The sequence below is a fragment of the Pseudoalteromonas sp. Bsw20308 genome (assembly GCF_000310105.2).
Classification (GTDB): Bacteria; Pseudomonadota; Gammaproteobacteria; order Enterobacterales; family Alteromonadaceae; genus Pseudoalteromonas; species Pseudoalteromonas fuliginea.
Genome location: NZ_CP013138.1, coordinates 3528914 through 3554001, shown reverse-complemented (window position 1 = coordinate 3554001; position 25088 = coordinate 3528914). Strand labels below are relative to the sequence as shown.

General features: G+C 39.8%; 13 protein-coding genes. 12 read left to right on the top strand and 1 reads right to left on the bottom strand.

The features are described 5' to 3' along the window. Positions 1-51: 51 nt before the first annotated feature. From D172_RS15615 to D172_RS15590, 6 genes are all read left to right on the top strand, one after another. Entirely contained in the window at positions 52-2751 is a 2700-nt protein-coding gene (locus tag D172_RS15615; RefSeq protein WP_007377692.1) for a hypothetical protein, read from the top strand. Positions 2752-2765: 14 nt separating this feature from the next. Further along, a complete protein-coding gene (locus D172_RS15610) occupies positions 2766-7388 on the top strand; it encodes a hypothetical protein (protein WP_007377691.1) in 4623 nt (1540 codons plus the stop codon). Positions 7389-7390: 2 nt separating this feature from the next. Next, entirely contained in the window at positions 7391-11227 is a 3837-nt protein-coding gene (locus D172_RS15605) for a contractile injection system tape measure protein (protein WP_033023752.1), read from the top strand. Between the two features lie 23 nt (positions 11228-11250). Further along, positions 11251-11832, top strand: coding sequence for a hypothetical protein (locus tag D172_RS15600; RefSeq protein WP_007377689.1), 582 nt, complete (start codon positions 11251-11253; stop codon positions 11830-11832). Between the two features lie 56 nt (positions 11833-11888). Further along, positions 11889-12368 carry a hypothetical protein gene (locus D172_RS15595; protein ID WP_007377688.1) on the top strand — a complete coding sequence of 160 codons (480 nt, stop codon included), beginning with the start codon at positions 11889-11891 and terminating at the stop codon, positions 12366-12368. A 141-nt stretch (positions 12369-12509) separates the two neighbouring features. Continuing rightward, positions 12510-12821, top strand: a complete 312-nt coding sequence (locus D172_RS15590) for a hypothetical protein (RefSeq protein WP_033015760.1) — start codon at positions 12510-12512, stop codon at positions 12819-12821. 345 nt (positions 12822-13166) lie between these two features. On the opposite strand, the gene gorA is transcribed toward D172_RS15590, so the two are convergent. Further along, positions 13167-14531: a glutathione-disulfide reductase gene (gene gorA / locus D172_RS15585; protein ID WP_007377687.1), complete on the bottom strand. Its 1365-nt coding sequence runs from the start codon at positions 14529-14531 to the stop codon at positions 13167-13169. A gap of 78 nt (positions 14532-14609) precedes the next feature. Here gorA and D172_RS15580 point away from each other — a divergent pair, with 78 nt between their 5' ends. The 6 genes from D172_RS15580 to D172_RS15555 all read left to right on the top strand — a co-directional run bounded on the left by D172_RS15580 (position 14610) and on the right by D172_RS15555 (position 25050). Continuing rightward, complete coding sequence (locus tag D172_RS15580) at positions 14610-15290, top strand: DUF2461 domain-containing protein (protein WP_007377686.1); 681 nt, start codon at positions 14610-14612, stop codon at positions 15288-15290. Between the two features lie 346 nt (positions 15291-15636). Further along, a complete protein-coding gene (gene prlC, locus D172_RS15575) occupies positions 15637-17676 on the top strand; it encodes an oligopeptidase A (protein WP_007377685.1) in 2040 nt (679 codons plus the stop codon). 327 nt (positions 17677-18003) lie between these two features. Beyond that, the gene (locus tag D172_RS15570) at positions 18004-19185 is read left to right on the top strand and encodes a response regulator transcription factor (protein ID WP_007377684.1); all 1182 of its coding nucleotides are present in this window, start codon (positions 18004-18006) and stop codon (positions 19183-19185) included. A gap of 57 nt (positions 19186-19242) precedes the next feature. After that, positions 19243-19998, top strand: a complete 756-nt coding sequence (locus tag D172_RS15565; RefSeq protein WP_007377683.1) for a class I SAM-dependent methyltransferase — start codon at positions 19243-19245, stop codon at positions 19996-19998. A 369-nt stretch (positions 19999-20367) separates the two neighbouring features. Then, positions 20368-23307 (top strand): SusC/RagA family TonB-linked outer membrane protein, encoded by a 2940-nt coding sequence (locus D172_RS15560; protein WP_007377682.1) that lies wholly within the window; start codon positions 20368-20370, stop codon positions 23305-23307. A 33-nt stretch (positions 23308-23340) separates the two neighbouring features. Then, on the top strand, positions 23341-25050 hold the full coding sequence (locus tag D172_RS15555) for a RagB/SusD family nutrient uptake outer membrane protein (protein WP_007377681.1): 1710 nt from the start codon (positions 23341-23343) through the stop codon (positions 25048-25050). Positions 25051-25088 lie beyond the last annotated feature (38 nt).

Below are 25088 nucleotides of genomic sequence, written 5' to 3'. Positions count from 1 at the left end.
TTTTGGATGCGTGCGTCTTGTAGTTATTCATATGACTAATTCAGGAATGTTATGGACAATCAAGTTCTGCAGATCTTAAATATTGCGCCCAGAAATACGGGGCAAGATTTAGAGGCACTGCGTCAGCAAGGCATAGCTAGAATACAACAATTCGCGCCCAATACCTGGACCGATCACAACCGTTTTGATCCTGGTGTAACGGTACTAGAAGTGTTGGTGTATGTGCTGTCTGATCTCAGTTATAAGTTGGACTATCCAATTCCGGAGCTATTAGCGCAACCACATAGTGGGGGGAGTGTTAAATTTTACGAGCCCGAGCAAGTGTTATTTAGTCACTGTGTGACAGAAGATGACTATCGACGCCTTATTTTAGATTTACTAGAAGTTAAAAATGTACATGTTATATCGCGTCAAACCGAAGACTCAAATGCCACTGTTTTAGATTTTAATGTGCTGTTGTACTCAACTAATGACGACAAAAAAACAAATGTAACACAGCTGATTAGCCGTGTATTTAGCCAAGCTCGATGCGTGAACCATAGACTAGGTGATATTACATTTTATGACGTCAGTAAAGTGACAATAGGCATGACCTTGTCATTACAACATGTTGATAATTTAGTGGCTTTATTAACGGATTTGTATACGTTAATCGGTCGGGAGATCTCCCCTGATATCCCTAAGTATTCTGCGCAGCAGTTATTACAACTTGGCATGAGTACTGGGCAAATCTATCAAGGACCCAAATTACATCATGGCTTTGTGCTAGATGAAGACTTACATAAATCATCTTATAGCGTGCGCTTGTTTAGCTCAGACATTTTAAGTGTATTACATGGGTATGAAAACATAGAGCGCGTTAACGCGTTTCGGTTTTTAGCCGATCAGAATAATGCGGATGGGAACTACAATGCTCAAGATGGTTATGAGTTTTGGCAAATTCAATTTGGTAGCGATGATAACGAGCAAATCGTTAACATTGCGCAATTAGGCTTTGATGAAGATAATTTTTTTAATGACTTAAATTTACTGATTGATGGTCAGTCATATCAGCTAACCGAACAAGAAAAAAACCTGATACGCCAAGGTTTGCAGGTGCTTAATCAAGCTCCTCAAGCTACTCAGTCAGTCATGTTACCTAAATTTGAGCAAGCAGGGCATTTAGGATTAAGTGACTATCGTTCATTACAGAATGAACTTCCACAAGTGTATGCTGTTGCAGAGCACACCTTAAATGAAGCTATTGATAGTACTGAAAAGGCTCGATTACTACAGTTTAAAGGGTATTTACATCTGTTTGATCAAATACTGGCAGATCAGCATAAACAACTTGATGTTTTGCCCGATATTCTCTCGCTTCCAAAGCCGCAATCATTTGAAAGTTTGGGTAAGTTACTCGATTGTATGTTGGCTAGTGAGTCGTTAAATGCTCAACAGGTCGACGTATTTTGGCAGCATGCTTGCACTTTACCGCATTCGCAATTAAGTCAGGCGCTAGAAGAAATAAGTGGAATTGAGCATTTGTTAGATACTCAATCGCTTAATTACAGGCAGCGGGGCATGCAACACAGCCTTGAGAGTGACTTTTCTATTGCACAATTGACACGATTAAATCAAAGCGTAGACCATTTACTAGCGCGATTTTCTGAACGTCCTGTTGATAGTAATTTATTAAAATACAAAGCGGTATTTGCGCTTTATGCACCAAGCTTAAAAGATGAACGAGATCCTAACCCTGATGAATCATTGCTTGAGCGTTTGGTATTGTTGCGTCAGTACATAGATAAATGCCGCTTGCTAAGTGAGATTGGTGATTTAGGGCAGAATCGTTGTCGTGGTTTTGATTATCTTTCTAAAACTTTACTGTATCAGCATTGCAGTTCTATGACTAAGGGTATTATGCGCCGCCTTGGCATGTCGCACCCTGGTCAAATGCCATTGGCCACCCACAACCGAGAAAGCTTTTACTTGGTTGAAGGGAGTTTACTTACAACGCCAGCACTGAGCGATACTTTACATGTCATTTTACCTGATTGGACAACTCGTTTTGCCACAGTAGAATTTCAGGATTTTGTACAACGTACGATCCGTGAATACACGCCGTTGCATATGCCTGTGCAATGTCTATGGCTAGACAGAGAAACGATGAGTTTATTTGAACGCTTATATTATGGTTGGTTGAATTATTTTGCGCAAACTCAACGTACTCGTTTTAGTGAGCAAAATGACACTCTGCTAAATATTACAGAGCAACTTAGCCAGCTACTAAGTTCTTTTTTAATTGAACCCAAAAGTACTGATGACAAAGGCCACACACATTGGCTGCTTGCAGATTTAATACTCACGTATCAAGCACTGCAGTATGGTAATTGGAATGCAATAAAAGCCACCATACTGGAGCTACTCAATACCTACGATAGTGAACATTCAAATACTGATTTTATTATCACAGGGCAAAACGCTGATCAAATACATGATTCGGTTAATGAGAATATCCTAAGCCACGATGCGAACTTTCCCGATGGATTTGATGCCGATACTATTTTTTATCTAACAGCACAGCATCACATTGATGAAATCTGTCGCCCTAGTCTACAAGAGCATGCATCCCGTCAGCAGCGGCTCGCCATTAGCTATACGCCTTTGGCTTATTTAAAGCCACTTTTTCCTGTGTCTATTTCTGCTATTAATCCAATTTCGCCAGAGAAGTACCAATTTATCGTTGCTAACAGCACGCCAAATCGAATTTAATTAAGGAACACATAATGACTACACTTAATGATCAAAATGCGACGTTACCTGCGCATGCAACAACAGTAATTGAAAAGGAAAACCGCGATTCACTTATTGAGAAGTTTGATGATCTAAAAACGCCCTCAGGCAATGATTTTGAGGCGTTGATCCGCTCTAGTTTCAATCAAGTAGATGATCCTATTCAAGTGGTTAAAGTAGATGATAAAAGTGAATTAGAAGTGTCTGCACCTCTGACTATCACATCTGATACACAAACCAATGAAAAGTTGAAATTAAGTGCTAACGAATTGAGCATGACACAAGGTGAGACGCAAACGCTAAATCTCGATAGTGACAGCATGGAAATGTTTGACGGTGTATTGTCGCTTTCAAAAGACGATAAAAAGCTGCAAGTTTTGGGCACTGTACAAGCAAGTATGCTCAATGCGACTACTCAGGTGAATACGGTACAACTTAATACTGATGCATTGCTGGTTAACAACGCCAGTACAGAAATCTTACGTGCCGAGCTTGATGAAAATACAGCACCTAAAGTCACGATATCTGGTGATGCAAACATCACAAAATCTGTTACAGCTAAATCACTTAATGTGACGGATACAATTGATGCGTCAGATTTGGTGGTGTCAGTATCATCGACACTTGCAAATGCCAGTGCCAATACATTAGTGGTTACAGGTAAAACAATACTTAGCGACAAGCTTGAAGGTGAAAATGCGATATTTACCAGGCATCTAGAAGTAAGTGACACATTAGGTGTGGGGATTGATGCGCAAAGTACACAAGCTAAACTGCACATATCAAAACGCAGTAGTGATATGGATGCCTTGCTGCGAGTAGATGACTATAACAACGATACCACGCCATTTTTTATTAATTCTGAAGGTAAGGTTGGTGTGGGCACAACGGATGTTGCTGCCGATTTTCATGTGGCCAGTGATGCGCTTTTTGGTGATATACGAAATGCGCATTATGTGAAGCTTAACGGGCTAGATAAAAGTCACTTTGAAGGTAATGTTAGTGTCTCTGAATCAATGTCAGTGGGTGTGAATGAATTACCGATTGACGCTGGAAGCTTAGCGGTATCAGGTAAGCTTGCATTGGGCAAAGTTAACGCTACGGCTAAGTTAGATGTGAATGGTAACACCGGAGAGTCATTATTAAATATAGCGACGAACGCAGCACAGTTTGTCAAAGTCACAGATGCCCCATTGCTAGATGAATCAAAAATTACGGTGTACCAAGCAACTAAAATCAAAGATGCTTTAAGCGTTGAGGGACATGTCACTGGCGAAAGCGTAACAGTAAATCAGCACCTTGATAGTGATACAGCAACAATAAATGGCCAGTTAATTGCTGGCAGTACAACGACTGATAGTTTAACGGTGAATACTCACGCTGATATTGAACAAGCGCAGATTTATAATCAGCTTAATATTGCTTCAAACAATGATCAACTAAACTGGGAGTGCGACGCAAAGCTTGCTGTATTGAGTAGTCCAAGTAACCCTTCAGGCGTTGAGATCAGTCATTTTAACGGCCAAGCAGTGACGCCTATTATCACCAGTAAGATGGATAAATTAGGTCTTTTTGAATCTAACCCAATGAAGTCCTTGCACGTAGGAGCTGATGCGCTGTTTGCGCACTCTGTAGATTTTGCCAGTGATATTAATGTATTGAACAATAATGACGAAGCCATTTTTAGCGTCAACGATATGAATGTGGTTGTGGGGAACAGTAATTTTTCCACACAACTTAGTGTGCATGGCGGCGCTGGTATTTTTGGTAATACAGAGGTTCATGGTCAATTAACGGTGGGTGTTGCTGGTAATCCATTATTAAGAACTGCCAACTCGCAAGTGCATATCACCCAATTGAGTGAACAAGCGGCAATAAAAGTGGAACATGCCACTGAAGATTTTGCAACTTATATGGCTGCCGGTCAACTTGCTATTAACCAGCCATTACCAGTATCTGATGTGAATTTTGCACTAACTGGCCAAGCTTGTGTGACTGGTCAAGTGCAGATCATGGGTGAGGCGAACTCAGGTGAAGAGGTTGCGCTTGAAGTTCAAGGCGACACTAAACTAAAAAACAAGCTGTGTGTTAATGGCACGGCTCAAGTTGATGATGGTTTATCACTTAGCGTAACGAATAATAGCGCGCAGCAACAAAAAGATGCCTTAGCTGTGCAAGGTTCTAGCCACCTAGCTGGCACTTTATCTGTGACAGATGCCGTTGATTTTCATAATGGCTTAACGGTAACAGATGGTGCAGTGACCTTTTCTGATAACTTCAATGCTAATGGTCCAACGACCGTCGATAATACACTCACAGTGAATGGCCATGTGAGTGTTATGGATGGTATGAAAATATCGCCCACTGAAAGCGGTAATGCGTTACTTGTTGAAGGCGGAGCGCAATTTGATACTGATGTAGAGATAGAGGGTGACTTAAATCTATCAGATAAACCGGCAAACGCACGGTTACATATTCAAGAGCAAGGAAAGCAAGGGCTTTATATTGAAAGGCAGGGAGGCCAGGCGGGTTTAGTATTTAACGACGGTCGATTAGGTGTGGGTGTTGAGCGACCCGATTATGCGCTCGATGTTGCTGAAGATAGTCAGTTTAGAAAAGACGTTGGGATCAAAGGGCGCTTAGAGGTCGATGAAAGTTTACATGTTGATGAGTATGCCAGCTTTAGAAGTAACATTAATGTGTACGGTAATAGCGAACTCGCAGGAGAAGCGCGCTTTGGTTTACCTTTTAGTAGCGTTATTGATGACGAATCAGCAGGTATGCCTGCGGGTATAGCACAAGTGGCTATTGACCAAAATCATTTTGCAAAAGCTTTTGCTGTTTACCATCAAGGTGCAAAACCCGTTGTGATTGAAGACGGTAAGCTTGGTGTACAAACCGACTCACCAACACAAGCATTGGATGTTAACGGCAATGCAGTATTTAGAGGTGATGTTGAGCTTAAAGGAACGTTGCACGGCTCTGGTCGATTAGAGTGCTTGGATGGAGCAAAAATATTTGGCGATGTTGAGCTGCGATCGGACTTAACTGTTAGTGATGATGTTCATCTCAAAGATACGTTGTTAGTGGATGGTATCTCAACATTTAATCGCCATGTTGAAGTGAAAAGTGAAAGTACATTCCAAGGTTCGGTAAGGCTCAATGATGAGCTTTCGGTCCAAAATCACACGTCATTGCGAGATACCCTTACAGTTGCTAAGCAAGCAACGTTCCAAGGCGGTATAAACATTGAAGGATTAGAGGTTGGTTCACAGGTGTCTGTTACACCAGCAGCCACGTTCAATAATGCAGTAACAGTGCATGGTCAAGTTAATTTACTTAGTACTTTGCAAATGGGAAGCCGTATAACGGGGCCCTCTATGTCGGTATTTGGCACTGAGGGTGAGCATCTTATCAATGTTGAGTCGGGCAAAGATGCTGCTCCATTAATGATTCAAGCTAATGGCCACGATGCCCTACACATAACATCAGAAGGTAATGTTGGTATCGGCACACAAGCACCAAGCTATAAATTAGATATTGAAGGGGATGTACGTGTTCGCAATGCATTGCTGGTGGATAATAGCTTAAGCTTTGCTGATGGTGCCATCATACAAAGTGATTGCACTGTTAATGGGTCACTTAATTCATCAACACTCCAATTGGGTGAAACCCAAATGATTGACTGTATATCAGCTGATGTTGATCTTGGTGGTGATATGGCTTCAGATGAAGCTCTGGCAACACAGGCTGCCGTAAAAGCGTATATAGATGCACATTGTTGGTCGTGGGCTAAAAGTAACAAAGTACTGTTGATACAAAATCAGCAAGAGTTTGATGAAGTGATGAGCCGAGAGTTGCTCTGCAATGTGACTCTTTTACTACTGCCACACACCAGTCATCCACAAATGAACCGAGTTTACAAATTGAAACAACAAGTACGCATAGGTTCAAACGTTAGTATTATAGGTTTTAATGAACGAGAAACGCGCATTGTAAAAGAACATGCAGGGTGTCGCTTTTTAATTCATGGTCAAAGTGACGCGCTGATCAAAAGTGTTGAAATGCGTGGTTTTACCTTCGATGGTTCATTACTTAATGGTGGCTTGTATGAAGGTAATGGAGGCGCATTTCATTTACGTTATGTGCAAAGCACAAAACTTAATTGTGTCATCGAAAATCACCATGTTAATGGTGATGGTGGGGCTATTTATGGTGAAGCTGACGTCAGTGGTCTCGAAGCTGGCAATATTAAACACTGTTCAGCAACACGCCAAGGTGGCGGTGTGTATGGTGTGCGAGAGTCAACTTTAGATGTGTCGTCATGTCACTCTGAATATGGCGCAGGTGTTGCGTATTGCGATGATTGTCAAGTAGTTGCACGTGCTAACACCGCGGTGCTATACGGTGGTGGCGCATATAAATGTCAAAACCTGATGGCACAGGGTTATTGGCGAAGTAACCGTGCGGAGGCGAGTGTTGGGCATCATATTTATAGTGCAGGAGGAGACATTAGTCACGATGACCATACACATCAAGATTACTGGTGGCATGCATTATATTTAGATGGCCCAGTGATGTGTGGTACTCAACCTTGGCGCAATGATCACTTTTAATTATGAAACTAACCATCAAACAGTTTAGGGCTGATATACAGGCCCCTCAATCAGCTTTGCGTGCATCAGACATAACCTTGGATGATGTTCAAAGTCAATTTTCAGAGTGGATCATGCAAGGTCTATCACAAATGGACTGGCCTGAATTAGATGAATCAGACTTACAGCTTGATACGATTAAGTTACCTGATTTGGTTATTGATTTGGCTGAAATTGATTGGCAATTTGTAATGCTAGATCCATTTGCAGCGTTTAAACATTATGTTTATCCGCTGCTGAGCGACAGCATAGCAAGGCCATTAAAACAATACCGTAAACAGAACTCTGCTCAGTTCGCTGTGATAAATAGCCAAGGTGTAACTCGTCTTAATAGGGTTTTACTTAGTTTACTTATAAAATTAAGTAAACAAAATCCACAGGGAATAATGGCCAAGACGACGCTTAGACTTGAGTTAAAAAGGCAAATTAGTGAAGCAATTAAAACCATCTCTAACCCGCTTCAGCAACTCCAAGCAGAGCCAAATTGGCCGCAACTTAGGCAAAGGTTAGTACAGTTATTCAAACAAGATAAAACGGTACTCCTGTTGCTGGTGGCGCCACTTTATAATGCGCAAGAACAGCAAAGAGTTAGCAAATTGTTGGCTTGCTTAAGTATGGCGCAATGTGATCGTTTTATTCGCTTATTAGAATTTACGACGAGTATCACTGAGCATACTGAGCGCGAACAACAGTGCATTTTGTTGCTCTCACTACATGAATTATTTGTTGCCCATAGCGCTTTTAGCGATCGATTATTACTACAAACTACTGCTGTACTTAATACACCTAAATATAGGCAAATGCTCAGCATGTGGTGTGTATTAAATAAAGCGCAGTGTAATAAAAAATTACTGAGTGATTTACAGCGTATTGTGACTAGTGCTGCGAAGCAAAGTGATCTAGCAATTGAGCTGGTTGAGCACACAGAGTTGGTTAACAATGACAGTAGGAAACTAAATATAGTCAAAAAAGTCAATGCTTTAGGGGTAAAGCAACAACAAACTTTAAAACAGGTATTAACATTATTACAGATCCTTGCTGATTCACATGCTTTACCAAAGCAAAGGCTAAAAGCTTGGTTCGCACTGCAGGTTATTCGCGCCAATCAAACACGACTAAGCGTAACTTTAGCTTCCAAATTAAACCAAATAACTCAAGCGGTCGGCGATACTTTTCGAAAGAGAGAAACACCGCAGCATACAGTAGATAAAATAGTAAAACTAACAGACAAGCTAGGTTCTGAAGGACTATTTAGTTGCCACGTAAATAACCAAAAATTGGGAGTGTTGAGGCTCTATAGCTTGTTGAGTCGGTTGCCTGATGTGCCAGCTCTACTCTTAGAGAGACCGATTAAATGGCAAGTAAAAAAGCGTATACCTGAACAAGAAATACAATGCTGGTTTGATGACGTAAATAGATGGAGTAAGCAATATCAGCAAATAGCGACGAAGAAGCAATTAGATGAGTTCGCTATACAAGTTAACCATAATGAACTATCGACTGTGCTCAAACAGATTAAAATTTGGTTGGTGCAGTATCAACAAACGATGTCCCTAGATGCCTATGATCACATAGTACTACCTTGTGTTATTGAACTATTGAAAAGCTTACCTATTCAAAAAAACTCGAACTTATGGTTGCAATTACACAGTACAGAAAGTGGTCATGCATTTAATCGGATCGTTGAAAAGTTACAGGTAGAGTGTCAACGCGCTCTTTCAGATGAATCAACTACTCAAGCTAACTTAACCGGATTGTTATTTGATGGTGCGCAGAGTGAAAAAGCTATGCATGAGTGTTTAGATAAACTTTATCAAAAACTTAACCGCAATTTAGTAAACATGGTTCAAAGTTTTGAGCAACAACATGCTTTAACATCTGGGCAAACTGCAATGAATAACCGTGGCTCTATTACTTGGCAATGTTACGCTAGAGTCACCCACATGGCTAAATTTGGGTATAAATTACAGTTTTGCTATCAGCCATCATTACAGCGTGTTTATCGTTTTGTTTTAAATCAGCAAGTATGGCTTGCTAATGAACTAAGTTCATTACTTTTTGGTGAAATAAAGCAAGATGAGCAGTGCAAGCAGCTGCAAAAAATAATTACACAGCACGTTCAGTCGTTAGGTTTGATTGAAAAAGAGCTACTTCAAAAGTTACCGCTCATAGCGCGTGCCGAGGTTGGTTTGGATGCTTGGTTCACACCTTTGATTAGTCATGCAACAAAACATCTAACAGAAATGAATAGTGTATGGCTGCAGCCTTTTAATATTGAGGAACTTTATACATCACGCATAGCAAATTTCAATGATGAACAAGTTACGGTTTTTCAGCCACAAAAAAATGAGCGACGAGCTGACAGCCTTACTCATAACATAACCCAAGAATATGAGGTGGATGAAAAACCTCTAGCGGTGCAATGTAATTTACAAAAGCATAAAGTTGATACGCATATTACACATGGAGCGGTATCAACCTTGGTTGAAGACGAGCAAGTGTCTTTCACTAAAGCTACCTTAAATGCCACTAAAGACGATGACAAACTACGTAATAATTTTCTACCAGATGTACTTACGCATGAAGATAACAATGACAGCGTATTGTTAAACATGAGTAGCGATATGAACATAAGTCATAAACCTTCAGAAACGTTTGAGTATAGCGATGAAAATCAAGTTAATGTCGATAAAACACAAGTGACACTCGATAAAAACTCAGCGCAAGTACCTAAGCTCAATATGCAAAAAATAGCGTTTGAAAATAATAATACACGTCAAAGTAAGGGGGGTATAAAACAAACTCAAAGCTCACATGTCGAGCTGGATATAGAGACAATTAAAGACGATGAAGTACACCATGGTTCAGCGTTATCAGCACAGAATAATAAGCTTAATAAAGTGAGTTCATATCCAGAGGAAACCATAGGTACTCATTCATCAATATTAGTTAAACATGACGCAAAAGAAGCATTGATAGCACAGACGCTCGTAACTTTGCCTCAAGGAGAGAAAAACCAAGTAGTAACCCCCTCAGAAACGCTACTTAACGCATTAATGGCGGTTGAACGCGTTGATGAAACGCAAAACTTATTAGCTCATATAGAAAAACGAGCTGATGTTCAATCAACACTGCAAAATTCTGATCTCAAACAGGCAATTAAACAAAGTAAAAGACTTTTAACAAAGCTTGCCAGAACCACGTCTTCAGAGTGCGAAAAAGGGGTTGTTCAAAGTGCTATTTCACAAGTTAAAACGCAGCTAGCGCAATTACAACAAATGAATGAACAGCAAAGTGAGCCTGTCACATTTGATGTGGGTTTGGTTATTCTATGGCCTTTTTTACCTACTTTGTTTACCAGGCTTGAGCTGATGGATGAAGGGGAGTTTAAAAACGATGACACGCAAATGCAGGCGCATGCCGTGCTTTGTTATATCGCTAATATTGATCCACTTATTGAAGTTAGTTTAACCGTTAATGCGTTGCTGGGACTGCCATTAGATACCCAAATAGAGGAACCCATTGAGTTGAATGAACAGACAATTATGGCAATTGATCATATGTTACATGCGCTTGTGAATCGTTGGGAAGTGTTAAAAAGAATGCCAACGATTGAGTTTTCTAAGATGTTTATTACACGAGAGGGGACGGTTGAGCAAACAGAATCAGGTTGTCATATTCGCGTAGTGACTATGCCGCAAGACGTTCTAATGTCAAAGTTGCCTTGGGGGCTTGGCATGGTGACATTGCCTTGGTTAGGTCAAGCGTTACTTCATATTGAATGGAAGTATGGTTTTTAACAAACAAGTTACAGAGGATTTTTATGCATACCTATAGCGAAACCAACACGCATGAGTTGATTCTTACACATCAGCATAAATCAACACTTTATGACGCTGCTAAAGCGAAAGCCGATAGCACTCGCCTACTTAGCGAATACGATCGCAAGCGTTACTTTGACGAGCTGTTTTCACACACAGTGTTAGCGCAGTTAAGTGATATAAAAATAGAGTTGGCCAGTCATGGTTACGCGAGTGAAGTTATAACGGAAACAGCTCAGTTAGAGAGTGGCAACACTGTTGTTGATTTTATTTATGAAGTCACATTTAAATTTAATGGTAATTTACAAAGTGACGACACAATAGCCTCCGGTGATAGTCAAATGGTATTTTTCACACAACCAGGCAGCAATCATATTGCTTGTCGTTATAAAACAGCACAGTTAAATAGTCAGATACAACACTTATATTTTGACGATGAAGGATACAGTCATTTTCTAGCGAATGGCGAGTCTAAGACTTTGTGGCACGGGCATTTAAGGAATCATTCAGAGCTAGCATCAATCCTTGATGATTTTATTTCACTTATTTTTATTGAAAAAAGGACTAGTTTGAGTCGAATTTAATTCACATTTCTAATGCCCGCACGTTATTCCTAGAAGTTCTAACAAAGGAAGTGATAATGGCAAATTATGTGCAGGCATTTGAAAAAGTCTTTGCTTTAAAGCGTGAAGCAGCAAACATTTATAGTGTCAATATTGAGGATCTCACCTGCTGGCAAACCATGAAGGACATTGGCTTCTCCTCATCTGAGCTATACCAACTATTTAAACATCATTACTGTGAAGAAATATGGCTGCAGTTGCAGGGAGAAAATATCCAGCAACAAAGTATTGCTAATTTATTATTTAAAGCATCAGTTAAAGGCTATGTTGACGAATTATTAGTGCAATTTCAGCAGTGTTTTTCACTCCCTATTAGTGGCGTAATGTGTTCGTACACGCTGCAACAAATTAATCAAACTGATCAGCCTAGGCTCACTATATGGCTTCGTTTATATACTCTTTATTTTGATATTTATGCCAATCAAACACACCTATATTCTCAACTCGAATATTCACCGGAACAACACTTTTTTAGTCCTCAAGTTTGGCTTCATTAAGTAGCCCTATTTAAAGACATAACCCTCTTCCATACTCTCCTTCCTTCTCCTGTTAATAACGACTATTGCAGCGACTGACTAAGGAGGCTTTTGCCTCCCCCTCCTTCCCCAAAAAATTTATCAATCAGAGGAGTAATTTTGATGAAAAAAAATTTTGAGAGTTCATCGGACTGCGATGCAAAAACCAAATCTAACCCCGAGCTTGAGCAAACAAATATAGATCAATCTACCAATCGTACTATGCCTCAAGATATTGTCATTATGTTAATAGGACGATGGGCGATGCCCACTACGGTAGTGTTAGTCTTAGTAACTTGCCTTGCTGGATATTTTCTTGAGCTTCAAGCGTTTACTGCCGTGGTAGGAATGATATCGCCGGTAGTGATGGCACTAATTATGGTTATAAAAGAAGCTTTGATAGGAGGTAGAAACAAGCGTAACCGAAAGAAGTAACAAAGCTGGCAGTAAGTTCCCATACTGTTATCCAATTCAACAAAACATAAGACCGTAAGGCGATAATAAGGGTAGGGCGTTTATCAAGAAGTTTAAAAGTAGAATGGTTACCTACAGCCGTTTATCGAAATAACTCAGAAATAGAGAAAGATATAGGTTGTTACTGTATAGATTAAAGCTTGGAGGGCTACATAGTCACAATAGGCGGCTCGCCTTACTGCTACGGATGGAAAAATTAATTTACTGTCTAAAGTTAGTTGATCACTCCCCTCATTGATAAAGTGATTAATGCGGGGAGTTTAACGTTTTCAGATATTGAAAACGTTTATGTGTATCTTTTTTACACTAACCTCTCATGGTTACAAACTCTTCTGAGCCAGTCGGGTGAATAGCCACAACAGCATCAAAATCAGCTTTAGTTGCACCCATTTTCATGGCAACGGCAAAACCTTGAATCATTTCATCAACCGCAAAACCAATACCATGTAGGCCAACTACTTTTTCGTCTGGGCCGGCACATACAAGCTTCATTTTACAAGGCTGGCGATGTTTAGTTACCGCTGTGTACATAGCCGTAAAGCCAGATTGGTAAATCTTAACGTTTTCTTCGCCATACTGAGAAATAGCTTCTTGTTCAGTAAGGCCAATAGTACCAATTGGTGGGTGACTAAATACAACAGTAGGAACTAGGCTGTAATCCATTTTTAAATCATCAGGTAGTTCTTTATTAAATAAACGCTCTGATAAAGTTCGCCCTGCTTTAACTGCTACAGGCGTAAGCTCAATACCGTTTTCGATAATATCACCAACAGCATAAACGTTTTTAGCTGTGGTATTTTGAAACTCATCAACTTTAACAAAACCATCGCTGTTAACTTCTACGCCGGCAGCAGCTACATTAATTGCATCTGTTGTTGGCTGGCGGCCAATGGCCCAAATTACTTGGTCAACGTTATGAGTTTTGCCGTTATCTAAATGTAGCGTTACAGAGCCATCATTTTCTTTAACTAATTTATGAGGTACAGATTCTGTATGAAGAGTTGGGCCTTCAGCAGCCATAACATCAACAAGTGTTTCAACTATGTATGGGTCAAAGTTACGAAGTGGAGAATGTTTACGAACAAATAAATGTGTTTCAGTACCTAAACCGTGTAATACACCAGCAAGTTCGACGGCTATGTAGCCTGCGCCAATAACGGCAACGCGCTTAGGTTGCTCTTTTAGTTCAAAAAAGCCATTTGAATCGATACCGTGCTCAGCGCCTTCAATATGCGGAATGCTTGGGCGACCACCTACTGCAATTAATATATGGTCGGCTGTGTAGTGCTCGCCGTTTACTTCAACTGTTTTATTATCTACAAATTTAGCAAAGCCTTTAATTACAGTAACGCCATTGCTTGCAAGGCCACTGTCATAACCTTTATGAATTCGGCCTATGTAGGCTTCACGGCTTTCTACTAACTTGCTCCAATCAAAGCCTTTAACTTCAACATTAAAGCCGTAATCTGGGGCATATAAATTAATTGCTTCAGCAACCTGAGCACCGTGCCACATTACTTTTTTAGGTACGCAACCCACGTTTACACATGTGCCGCCCATGTGTTTTGCTTCTATAAGTGCTACTTTAGCGCCACGCATTGCCGCTCTATTTGCAGAGGCAATACCACCACTGCCACCACCGATTGCAATATAATCAAAGTGTTGTGTCATTTTATGTCCTTAGGCGTTGAGTTTTATGCGCATTAGCATAACATTAAGTTTTAAAAATAAAGAGTGTTTAGGTGACCTATGTTTAGTAAAAAAACATTCGAATTTCTTGCTCAGCTTGATCAAAACAATAATAGAGACTGGTTTAACGACCATAAATCACAGTATGAGGAATACGTAAGAGAGCCCGCTTTAGATTTCATTAGGCAAATGCAAGCACCACTTGCTGAGGTTTCTAGCCATTTTGTCGCATCAGATAAAAAAGTCGGCGGTAGTTTAATGAGAATCCATAAAGACGCGCGTTTTAGTAAAGATAAAGCCCCATATAAAATTAATGTAGGAATTCAATTTCGCCATTTTATGGGAAAAGACGTACACGCCCCAGGTTTTTACTTTCACTTAGCAAATGACGAATGTTTTATAGGTGCTGGTATTTGGCGACCAGAATCAAAGGCGCTTAACGCAATTAGAACCTGCATAGATGAAAACCCAAATAGCTATAAAAAAGCAATTTATGATGAGCAATTTAAATCTATATTTGAAATGTCAGGAGAGTCGCTAAAACGCCCACCAAGAGGTTTTGAAAAAGAGCATCCCTTAATAGATGAGCTCAAACGAAAAGACTTTATAGCCATTAGCCCACTTACTCAAAAGCAAATATGCAGCAATAACCTAGTTGATACGGTAGTAGGGCGTGTTGATCTTTGGTGGGTGAATTTGCAGCAGTGTGTTTGGTTTTTAGGCAAGGCAGAGCCTATATAGTGTGGTTATTCCCCATAAATAGGCGATAACGCAGCATAAATACCAAACATGCGCTGCCCTTTGGGTTCTTTCTAGGGACGATTAACTCTTTGTTGCTCGGTTTTTACTTAGCCCACTAGGTTACAAACCTCGCGCCGTGATTTAATCGCCCCTAGAGTGAACAAATTTCAATCCACAAAGTTCAACACGCCCTAGAGCGTTATAAAGTGGCCGACTCATTAATGGGTTATTTGTGCTTTGCTTTAGAGCAACCTTATTAAAATTACACAACTTAAAAGCAGTTGAGTTGTTTTTTTACTTTTAGACCCAATTTAAAACGTAATGCATTAACGCAAAGAGAGTATTTATGAGCAACCCACTAATTGGCCTTGAAGGCTTACCACCATTTTCAAAAATAAAGCCTGAGTACGTAGTACCAGCACTAAAAGACGGTATTGAGCTTTGTCGTAAAGCCATTGATGACGTGTTAGCGAAAGGTTCGTACACGTGGGATGACTTAGTATTACCCCTTGAAGAAGCCGACGACAAATTATCGCGCATGTTCTCCCCTGTATCGCATTTAAATTCAGTAATGAATAATGACGAATTACGTGAAGCTTACGAGCAGTGCTTACCGTTAATATCTGAATATTCAACATTTGTAGGTCAGCACCAAGGTTTATACAACGCGTATAATACGCTTTATAACAGCGACGAATTTAAAACGCTGACTACAGCACAACAAAAAACAATTACTAATGCGCTTCGTGATTTCAAATTATCGGGTATTGCATTAGCGCCAAAGCAGCAAAAACGCTACGGCGAAATTAGCGCGCGTTTATCAGAACTTGCCTCAAAATTTGGTAACAACGTAATGGATGCCACACTTGCTTGGCACAAACATATTACTGATGAAAGCGACTTAGCTGGCTTGCCAGAATCTGCTTTAGCGCTTGCAGCAGATACTGCAAAAAGTAAAGAGTTAGACGGTTGGGTATTTACTCTTGATTTTCCGTCGTATTTACCAATTATGACCTATGCAGATAACCGCGAACTCCGCAGAGAAACTTACATCGCGTTTTCTACGCGCGCGTCAGATCAAGGCCCTAACGCTGGTGAATTTGATAACTCAGGTATTATGAGCGAAGAGCTTGCGCTTCGCCATGAACTTGCACAGTTACTAGGATTTAACAGCTACGCTGAAAAGTCACTGGCAACTAAAATGGCCGAAACACCGGCGCAAGTATTCTCGTTTTTAGAAGACCTAGCGGCTAAATCAAAACCACAAGCAGAGCAAGAAGTGGCAGAGTTAAAAGCCTATGCTGAGCAAAAACATGGTATTTCTGAATTACAGGCATGGGATTTTGGTTACTACAGCGAAAAACTTAAGCAAGAAAAGTACGCTATTTCAGATGAAGTATTACGTCCTTACTTCCCAGCAAATAAAGTATTAAGTGGCTTATTCGAAACCGTTAACCGTTTATTTGGTATTAGCGTAAAAGAAGTTACTGACTTTGATACTTATCACAAAGATGTACGCTTTTTTGAAATTGTAGATAGCAGCAATACCTTACGTGGACGTTTTTATCTCGATTTATATGCACGCGACCGTAAACGCGGTGGGGCGTGGATGGACGACTGTATGGGTCGTAAAGTGCGTGCTAACGGCGAACTACAAACTCCAGTGGCTTATTTAGTGTGTAACTTTAATAAAGCGGTTGGCGATAAACCTGCATTGTTTACTCATGACGAAGTGACAACCTTATTCCACGAGTTTGGTCATGGTATTCACCACATGCTTACACAAGTTGATGCTGCTCCTGTTGCGGGTATTAATGGTGTAGCGTGGGATGCGGTAGAGCTTCCTAGTCAGTTTTTAGAAAACTGGTGTTATGAAGAAGAAGCATTGAGCTTTATTTCAGGCCATTATGAAACGGGCGAGCCGTTACCTAAAGAGCTACTTGATAAGCTACTAGCGGCTAAAAACTACAACTCAGGCATGCAAATGCTACGTCAGATTGAGTTCTCGTTATTCGACTTTAAAATCCACAATGATTATAAAGCGGGTGAAGAGTGTCAAATTCAAGCCGTACTAAACGATGTGCGTAGCCGTACCTCGGTCGTTAATCCACCTGAGTTTAACCGTTTTCAGCATGGCTTTAGCCACATTTTTGCAGGCGGTTACAGCGCTGGTTATTACTCATATAAATGGGCTGAAGTACTCTCTGCTGATGCTTATTCTAAATTTGAAGAAGAAGGTATTTTCAACCCGCAAACCGGTCAAGCCTTCATGCAAAATATTTTAGAAAAAGGCGGCAGTGAAGAGCCAATGGAATTATTTAAAAAGTTCCGTGGTCGTGAGCCTAATGTTGACGCGTTACTACGCCACAGCGGTATTGCAGCTTAAAAAAGCTAATATTTAGCACAAACCAAATTAAAGCGCCTAATGGCGCTTTTTTATTATCTAAATTTTAGGGCGTGTTGATCTTTGGTGGGTGAATTTGCAGCAGACTGTTTGGTATTTAGGCAAGGCAGAGCCTATGTAGTGTGGTTATTCCCCATAAATAGGCGATAACGCAGCATAAATGCCAAACATGCGCTGCCCTTTGGGTTCTTTCTAGGGACAGATTTCAATCCACAAAGATCAATACGCCTTAACTTATTCACTAAAATTTTTAGTAAATTCAGTCTACCGAGCTATGCTCTTAACATACCTAATAAAATGGACTAGGGCATGGCAAAGCTAATATTGGCAATTGATGACGATAAGTTGGTTCACCATATAATAGAGGAGTCTTTAGCAGGGTTTTGTAAAATTATTCATGCAAAAGATGGGGATGAAGGTTTAAGGCTCGCTAATAAATATAACCCCGACATTATTTTGCTCGATATAGAAATGCCGGGTAAATCAGGCTTTGAAGTTTGCCAAACGATTAAAAAAAATGAGCTAACCAAAGATATTCCCGTTATGTTTTTATCATCCAACATTGAGTTGGCTGATCGTGTTAAAGGTTACAGTGCTGGTGCATCTGACTATATAGCTAAGCCTTTTAACGCAGAAGAATTAATGGCGCGTATAAAAGTGCTTTACGAATATCGACAGCAAGGCATAAAGTTAAAATATGATGTAGCTCACGCAAATAAAACAGCCGAAATGGCCATGACTGAATCAGGTGATATGGGCCGAATAATACGCTACGTTGGGCAAAGTTATCATGCTAATAATTTCTCATCATTAAGCGAATATTTTTTAGCATTTTTTACACATTTAGATTTAGATGTTGTTGTTGTTTTTTGGTATGAAAGTAGAGGCATATTTTATTCTCAGCAAAGTGCAGTGTGCCCATTAGAACAAGAGTTATTAGAACAACATAGGCATGCACAGCGGTTTGTCGATATTAGCTCCAGCACAATTATTAATTACCCTAAAATATCATTACTGATAAAAAACATGCCCGTTGACGATAGCGCTAAATTTGGGCATTACAAAGATTTGTTTCCACACATATTGGAGATCACCAATGAAAAAGTGATCACTATACAAAATAATGAAAATAGCTACGAACAGGCCACGCAAATAGGCATCGTGCTTGAAGACATAGTGAAGCAATTAGATTCTCAGGGCCAGGCAAAAAACAGTATTGCTAAACAGCTTATAGGGCAATTAAGTGAGCTTGATAGTGCAATTAAAGTGCAAAAAGAGAGTGATAATATTTGTGACTTAACGCCTTACTTTACCAAGCTAGATAAAACTATGCAGTTGTTTACTTCTGCTAATAGCGATCTAGCATTTATTAAATGTCAGCTTAAGCAAATTAGTGAAACTCGTAATGGGCTACTCGCTAGCTTGCGTAGTAACGATAGTGAAGTTGTCTTACAAAATACCACTGAAAATAACGATATAGAGCTATTTTAGTGCTTTAACCTGTACTGATTGATATACTAAATAGGTATTTTATCGTCGGAGTGTAGAGTGGTTATTCAGTGTGCTTTTAAAGAGTGTCGCCCTTATTTAAATGAGTTAGAAACGCGTTTTGGTTTGGCTCAATGGGCAGAGAAAAACAATGGTTTTCGGCTGAATTACGACGATAGCGGCCTGAGTTTATATAAAACGGATGAACCCAAATTAGGCGCGATCAACGTTGATTTTGTAACCGGCGCAGCGGCGCATAGGCGCAAGTTTGGTGGAGGTAAAGGCCAAGCAATTGCCAAAGCGGTTGGCTTAAATAAAGGCGCAACGCCCGTAGTGCTTGATGCAACTGCCGGCTTAGGGCGTGATGGTTTTGTACTTGCGTCACTTGGATGCAACGTTATATTACATGAGCGCCACCCCGTAGTCGCCGCGTTATTGTATGATGGTTTGCAACGTGCTTATAACGACATTGAAATTGGCGCATGGATGAAGCAAAGCATGAGCCTTATATTTGGTTCAAGCCACACTCTACTATCGCAATGTGAAAGCATGCCCGATGTGGTTTATTTAGATCCTATGTTCCCGCATCGCGAAAAATCAGCATTAGTAAAAAAAGAAATGCGTGTATTTCAAGAGCTTGTTGGTGCAGATACCGACGCTGACGATTTACTCGAATTCGCCTACCCACTCGCCAGTAAGCGCGTAGTAGTAAAACGTCCCGATTACGCCCCATTTTTAAATGACAAAACCCCAAGTATGCAAATTAAAACCAAAAAGAATCGTTTTGATGTGTATGTAAAAGCGGCAATGGTTTAAAAATAACAACGCGATAAGCTTCCTACACAGATGTCTTGTCGCTGAAACCATAATTTAAAATAATTGCCTACATTAGGATAGTCGTTATCTTTAAGGTGGGTAATTGACTTCGCAATAAATTCATAACACCTTGATTATTATTTATCCATCCCAGGTTAACATTCAAAAGCATTAATGCTGTCGTTAATAATTTTTAATTTATATTGATTAGATGTTTTTTAAATGTTAAAAAGACAACGTTGTTTATTTTATGTACCCAAGCGTAACCATAAAATTTGAGTGCAGAAAATATATTCACACGATAAAAAGACAACGTTGTTAATTTGTATGATGAAATCAACATTAATAATTAAAATGAGGACACACACAATGCTCATATTTCGAAAAAACAAACTTGCAGTTAGTGTTAATACAATTCTACTAGGCTGCACGTTACCATTCAGTGTTGTTGCCGCTGAACAGCTGCCAGAAAAAGCTATATCTAGTGATGGTATTGAAATAATAGAAGTTTCATATGGTTATGGTAGTGTCAAAAAGAAAGATTTAACAGGTGCGGTGAGCACTGTTAGCCTTGAAGATGTCGTTGACTTGCCGTCTGGTAATATCATGAAAAATTTGCAAGGGCGTGTACCTGGTTTGCAAATTACGACGAGTGGCTCACCCGATTCTACAGCAACGGTGCGTATTCGGGGGCAAGGTTTGGGACCTTTAGGTAACAACGATCCCCTTTATGTTGTTGATGGTGTACCCACTAAATCGGGCATGCATGAACTAAATAGCCACGATATTGCAGATATACAGGTACTAAGGGATGCGGCAGCTGCAAGTATTTTTGGTGCTCGCTCTGGTAATGGTGTCATTGTTATTACAACAAAAAAAGGGAATGAAGGGCTCGACTTCAATTTTTCTTTTAATCAGTCATATGATGATTTTAATTATGAGTTAAATCCATTAAATACACAGCAAAGATCACAAGCAGTCTGGCAAGCTGCAGTAAATGATAGGTCAGATCCAAATGCAGCAAGTTCTCTTTATACTTATGATTGGAATAATGATTTTAATAACCCTCAATTAAACAACGTTGTTTTACCTGAGTTCACAGATGCTGCACAGGTGCAGCGTCCTGCAGATACAAACTGGTTTGATGAAGTTACGCGATCTGCAAAAGTAACGGATCTTAATTTTTCAGTTTCAGGAGGTTCAGACAAAGCTTCGATATATAGTTCACTTGGATATTACGGCTCAGAAGGTATTGTTGATGGCTCAGAATTTGAGCGAATTAGTTTTCGCGTTAACTCGGATTATCAGTTAACAAATAAACTTAAGATTGGTGAGAACTTTATAGTGACAAACCAAGAGTCAAACTTGGTTAATGATCTGGCCGGTAATATTCTAAATTTGGCTATAGAGCAACAATCTATCGTTCCTGTATATAACGAAGATGGAGACTGGGGAGGACCGGTTCCTGGTGTAACTGACCGTGATAATCCAGTTCGATTAATTGAAATGAATCGAGATAATGTCAGTAGATTCAATAAATTAATGGGGAATATTTTTGTTGAATATGAAGCAATAGAGGGCTTAACGTTAAAAAGCTCTATCGGCTTAGATTACGGACAATACTATTTCAGGAATTATACCCGTGCTTTTCAAGCTGGTTCACTAAACTATGGTGATCAGCTGTCAGTGACAGAAAATTGGAATAGCAGTTTCAGTTGGACTAATACCGCAGAGTATAAGCTTGATTTAGATGCAAACCATTTCACGTTTTTGCTTGGTACTGAACAAATAGATTACGAGTATGAAGGGTCTATTGGTTATGGTTCTGGTTTTGCTTCTGATGATCGCGATTACGCTCATTTATCACAAGCAACTGGTGATGTTCGTGTGGAGGGGGATGGTGATAAATGGTCTCTTAATTCTTATTTTGCGCGTATGGACTATAACTATGATGATCGATATTTAGCAGGCCTAACAATACGTCGTGACGGTTCGTCTCGTTTTGGTAGTAATAATAACTATGGTAATTTTCCCGCTATTTCTGCAGGTTGGGTGATTAGTAACGAATCATTCTATGATATTGAGTTTTTATCTACTCTAAAGCTTCGTGCTAGTTGGGGCAAAACAGGTAATCAAGAAATCCCTACAGATGCAACGTACACAACCTATTTAAGTCGTTATGCAACGCAATCCTTATTCACTGATCAGCAAGATGAAGGAACGGCTTATGATATAGGCGGGGCTAATGGCGGCACGCTACCTTCTGGGTTTGTAAAAGCACAGACGGGGAATGATGACCTAAAATGGGAAACATCAACGCAAACAAACATTGGTCTTGATTTTGGCATGCGTTACGAAACCATATACGGCAGTATCGATTGGTTTGAAAAAACGACAGAGGATATTTTAACTTTAACCAATCCACTTGCAACATTAGGCGAAGGCGCTCAGCAATGGGTTAATGGTGGCACAATTGAAAACTCTGGTTTTGAGTTTCTCATTGGATATGCCGACTATCTTACTTTTGATAGCTTAGATGGTGATATTGATGTCGATATTAGTTTTAATATTTCTTCAGCTAAAAATAAAGTTGTATCACTTCCAGAAGATGTTGTTAATTCATTCGGCGGTAATGGCAATGATAAAACGATTGTTGGTCATTCTATTAACTCTATTTATGGTTATGTCGCCGATGGTTTATTCCAAAATCAAGGTGAAATAGATACTCACGCAGCGCAATCAGGGGCTGGTTTAGGTCGAGTCCGCTGGAAAGATTTAGACGGCAATGGCGTGATTGATGAAAACGATCAAAGCTTTTTCACCGATACTGATCCTGACTTTATGTATGGATTGAACATGAATTTCAAATACAAAAATTGGGATTTGAATATGTTCTGGCAAGGTGTTGAGGGAGGTGAAATACGTAATAGCTGGCGTGGATTTACTGACTTCACATCATTAAATATAGGCTCTAACTACGGCGACCGAGTCCTTGATGCATGGTCAGTTAACAATACTGACACCAATGTACCTGCATTAACTTTAATTGATAACAATGGCGAAGGCCGTCAGTCAAGTTTATTTTGGGAAGATGGCAGCTACCTAAAGCTCCGTAATTTATCTATCGGTTATACACCTGATGAACAGTGGCTAAGTCAATACGGTATTAGTTCTGCACGAATTTATTTGCAGGGAAGCAACTTATTGACCATTACTCCATCCGGGACGCTAAGTCAGGATCCAGAGACGCCAAACAGTAACTTTCCAATTCCAAAACGTATCACGTTAGGCGTGAACCTTTCTTTTTGATTTATTAAAACGACAACGATACGAGCACATATTATGAAAAAAATAAAAACTCTATTTGCAGCAACTACATTTGTTCTTTCTTTAGCTTCTTGTGGTGGGTCTGATCTTGATGTTGCACCTTCGGGAGTATTGACCGAAGAACAAGTTTCTAATAGTGAAAATGTAGATGCGTTGATTATTGCTGCTTACTCATATCTAGGTAACGATCATTATACCGCGCCTAATTTTTTATGGCCGACAGGGAACTTACGCGCAGGAGATGCCCATAAAGGTGGTAATGGACCCGGTGATATATTTGCTTATCATGCTTTGTCTTTATATCAACCAATAGTTCCAGATATGGAGTCTTTTCCGCCAGATTTGATTGATTTGAATAATAAAAAATGGACACGTAATTACACGGGGATCTCAAGAGCAAACTCAGCATTAGCAGTAATCGCAAATGCGCCCGATGCAATTGAAAACAGCGCTGAAAAACAATCTGAACTGCGATTTATTCGCAGTGTTTTTTACTTTGACTTAAAAATTCATCATAAGCATATTCCGTGGATTGATGAAACGATGACTCAAGATCAGATACTTACAGCAACTAATCGTGAGCTAAGCGATCAGGAGCTATGGGATAAGATTGCAGCAGACTTTGAGTTTGCCGCAGGCAACTTACCACAAACCCAAGATGATGTAGGGCGAGCTTCAGCGTTATCAGCCAAGGCATATTTAGCTAAAACATTGCTCTATCAGGCTTATGAGCAAAATGAGTTACATCAAGTTATTAATATTAATAAAGATAAACTTGTAAAAGTAGTAAATCTCATTGATGAAATTGAACAAGCCGATGTATATGGTTTGTTTGATGATTACGCAAATAACTTTTTATTTGAAACTGAGAATGGCAAAGAATCAGTGTTTGCTATTCAGCGTTCTTTAAATGACGGTTCACCAGATGGTCGTGGTAGTTGGCCTAGTGCATTAAATGCACCAATGGCTGGAGGTTTTGGTTGTTGTGGTTTTCACGTTCCAACAGAAAATTTTGTTAATGCGTTTAAAACAGATCAACAAGGCTTGCCGTTATTTGACTCTTTTAACGATTTTAACTACGACATGACGACTGACTCAGTTGACCCTCGCCTAGATCATACTGTTGCAATGGAAGGTAAGCCATTTAAGTATGACGAAAACTTGATTCATGGCGGTGATAGTTGGTCACGTGCTCCAGGCATATATGGCAACTTTACGGCAATGAAAGATCTTGAACACCCAGACTGTAGTTGTCGCGGTGAGAATGGACCATTTCCTATTTTTTCATTAAATACACCGCTAATTCGTTACGCAGATGTATTGCTTTGGAAAGCAGAAGCATTAATTGAGTTAGACAGGTATGACGAAGCATTGCCAATTATTAACCGAATTCGTGAACGAGCTAAGCAAAGCACCGATAAATTACATAATGCCAGCATTTATAATATTGGCGCATATATAAGCTTTGATTCTAAAGAGCAAGCAAGAGAGGCACTGCGTTTTGAGCGACGCTTAGAATTAGGACTTGAAGGGCATCGCTTTTTTGACTTAGTTCGTTGGGGGATAGCTAAAGAAACTATTGATAAGTATTTAGCAATTGAGGCTGTACGTAAACCTTACTTAGTCGACGCTGTTTTTACTAAAGGTAAGCATGAGTATTTACCTATTCCAAACCAGCAAATGATTTTAAGTGGCGGGTCGTACACACAAAACCCAGGTTATTAATAGTGGTGGGTTTCGGCCCACCTTTTAATTGTTAAGCT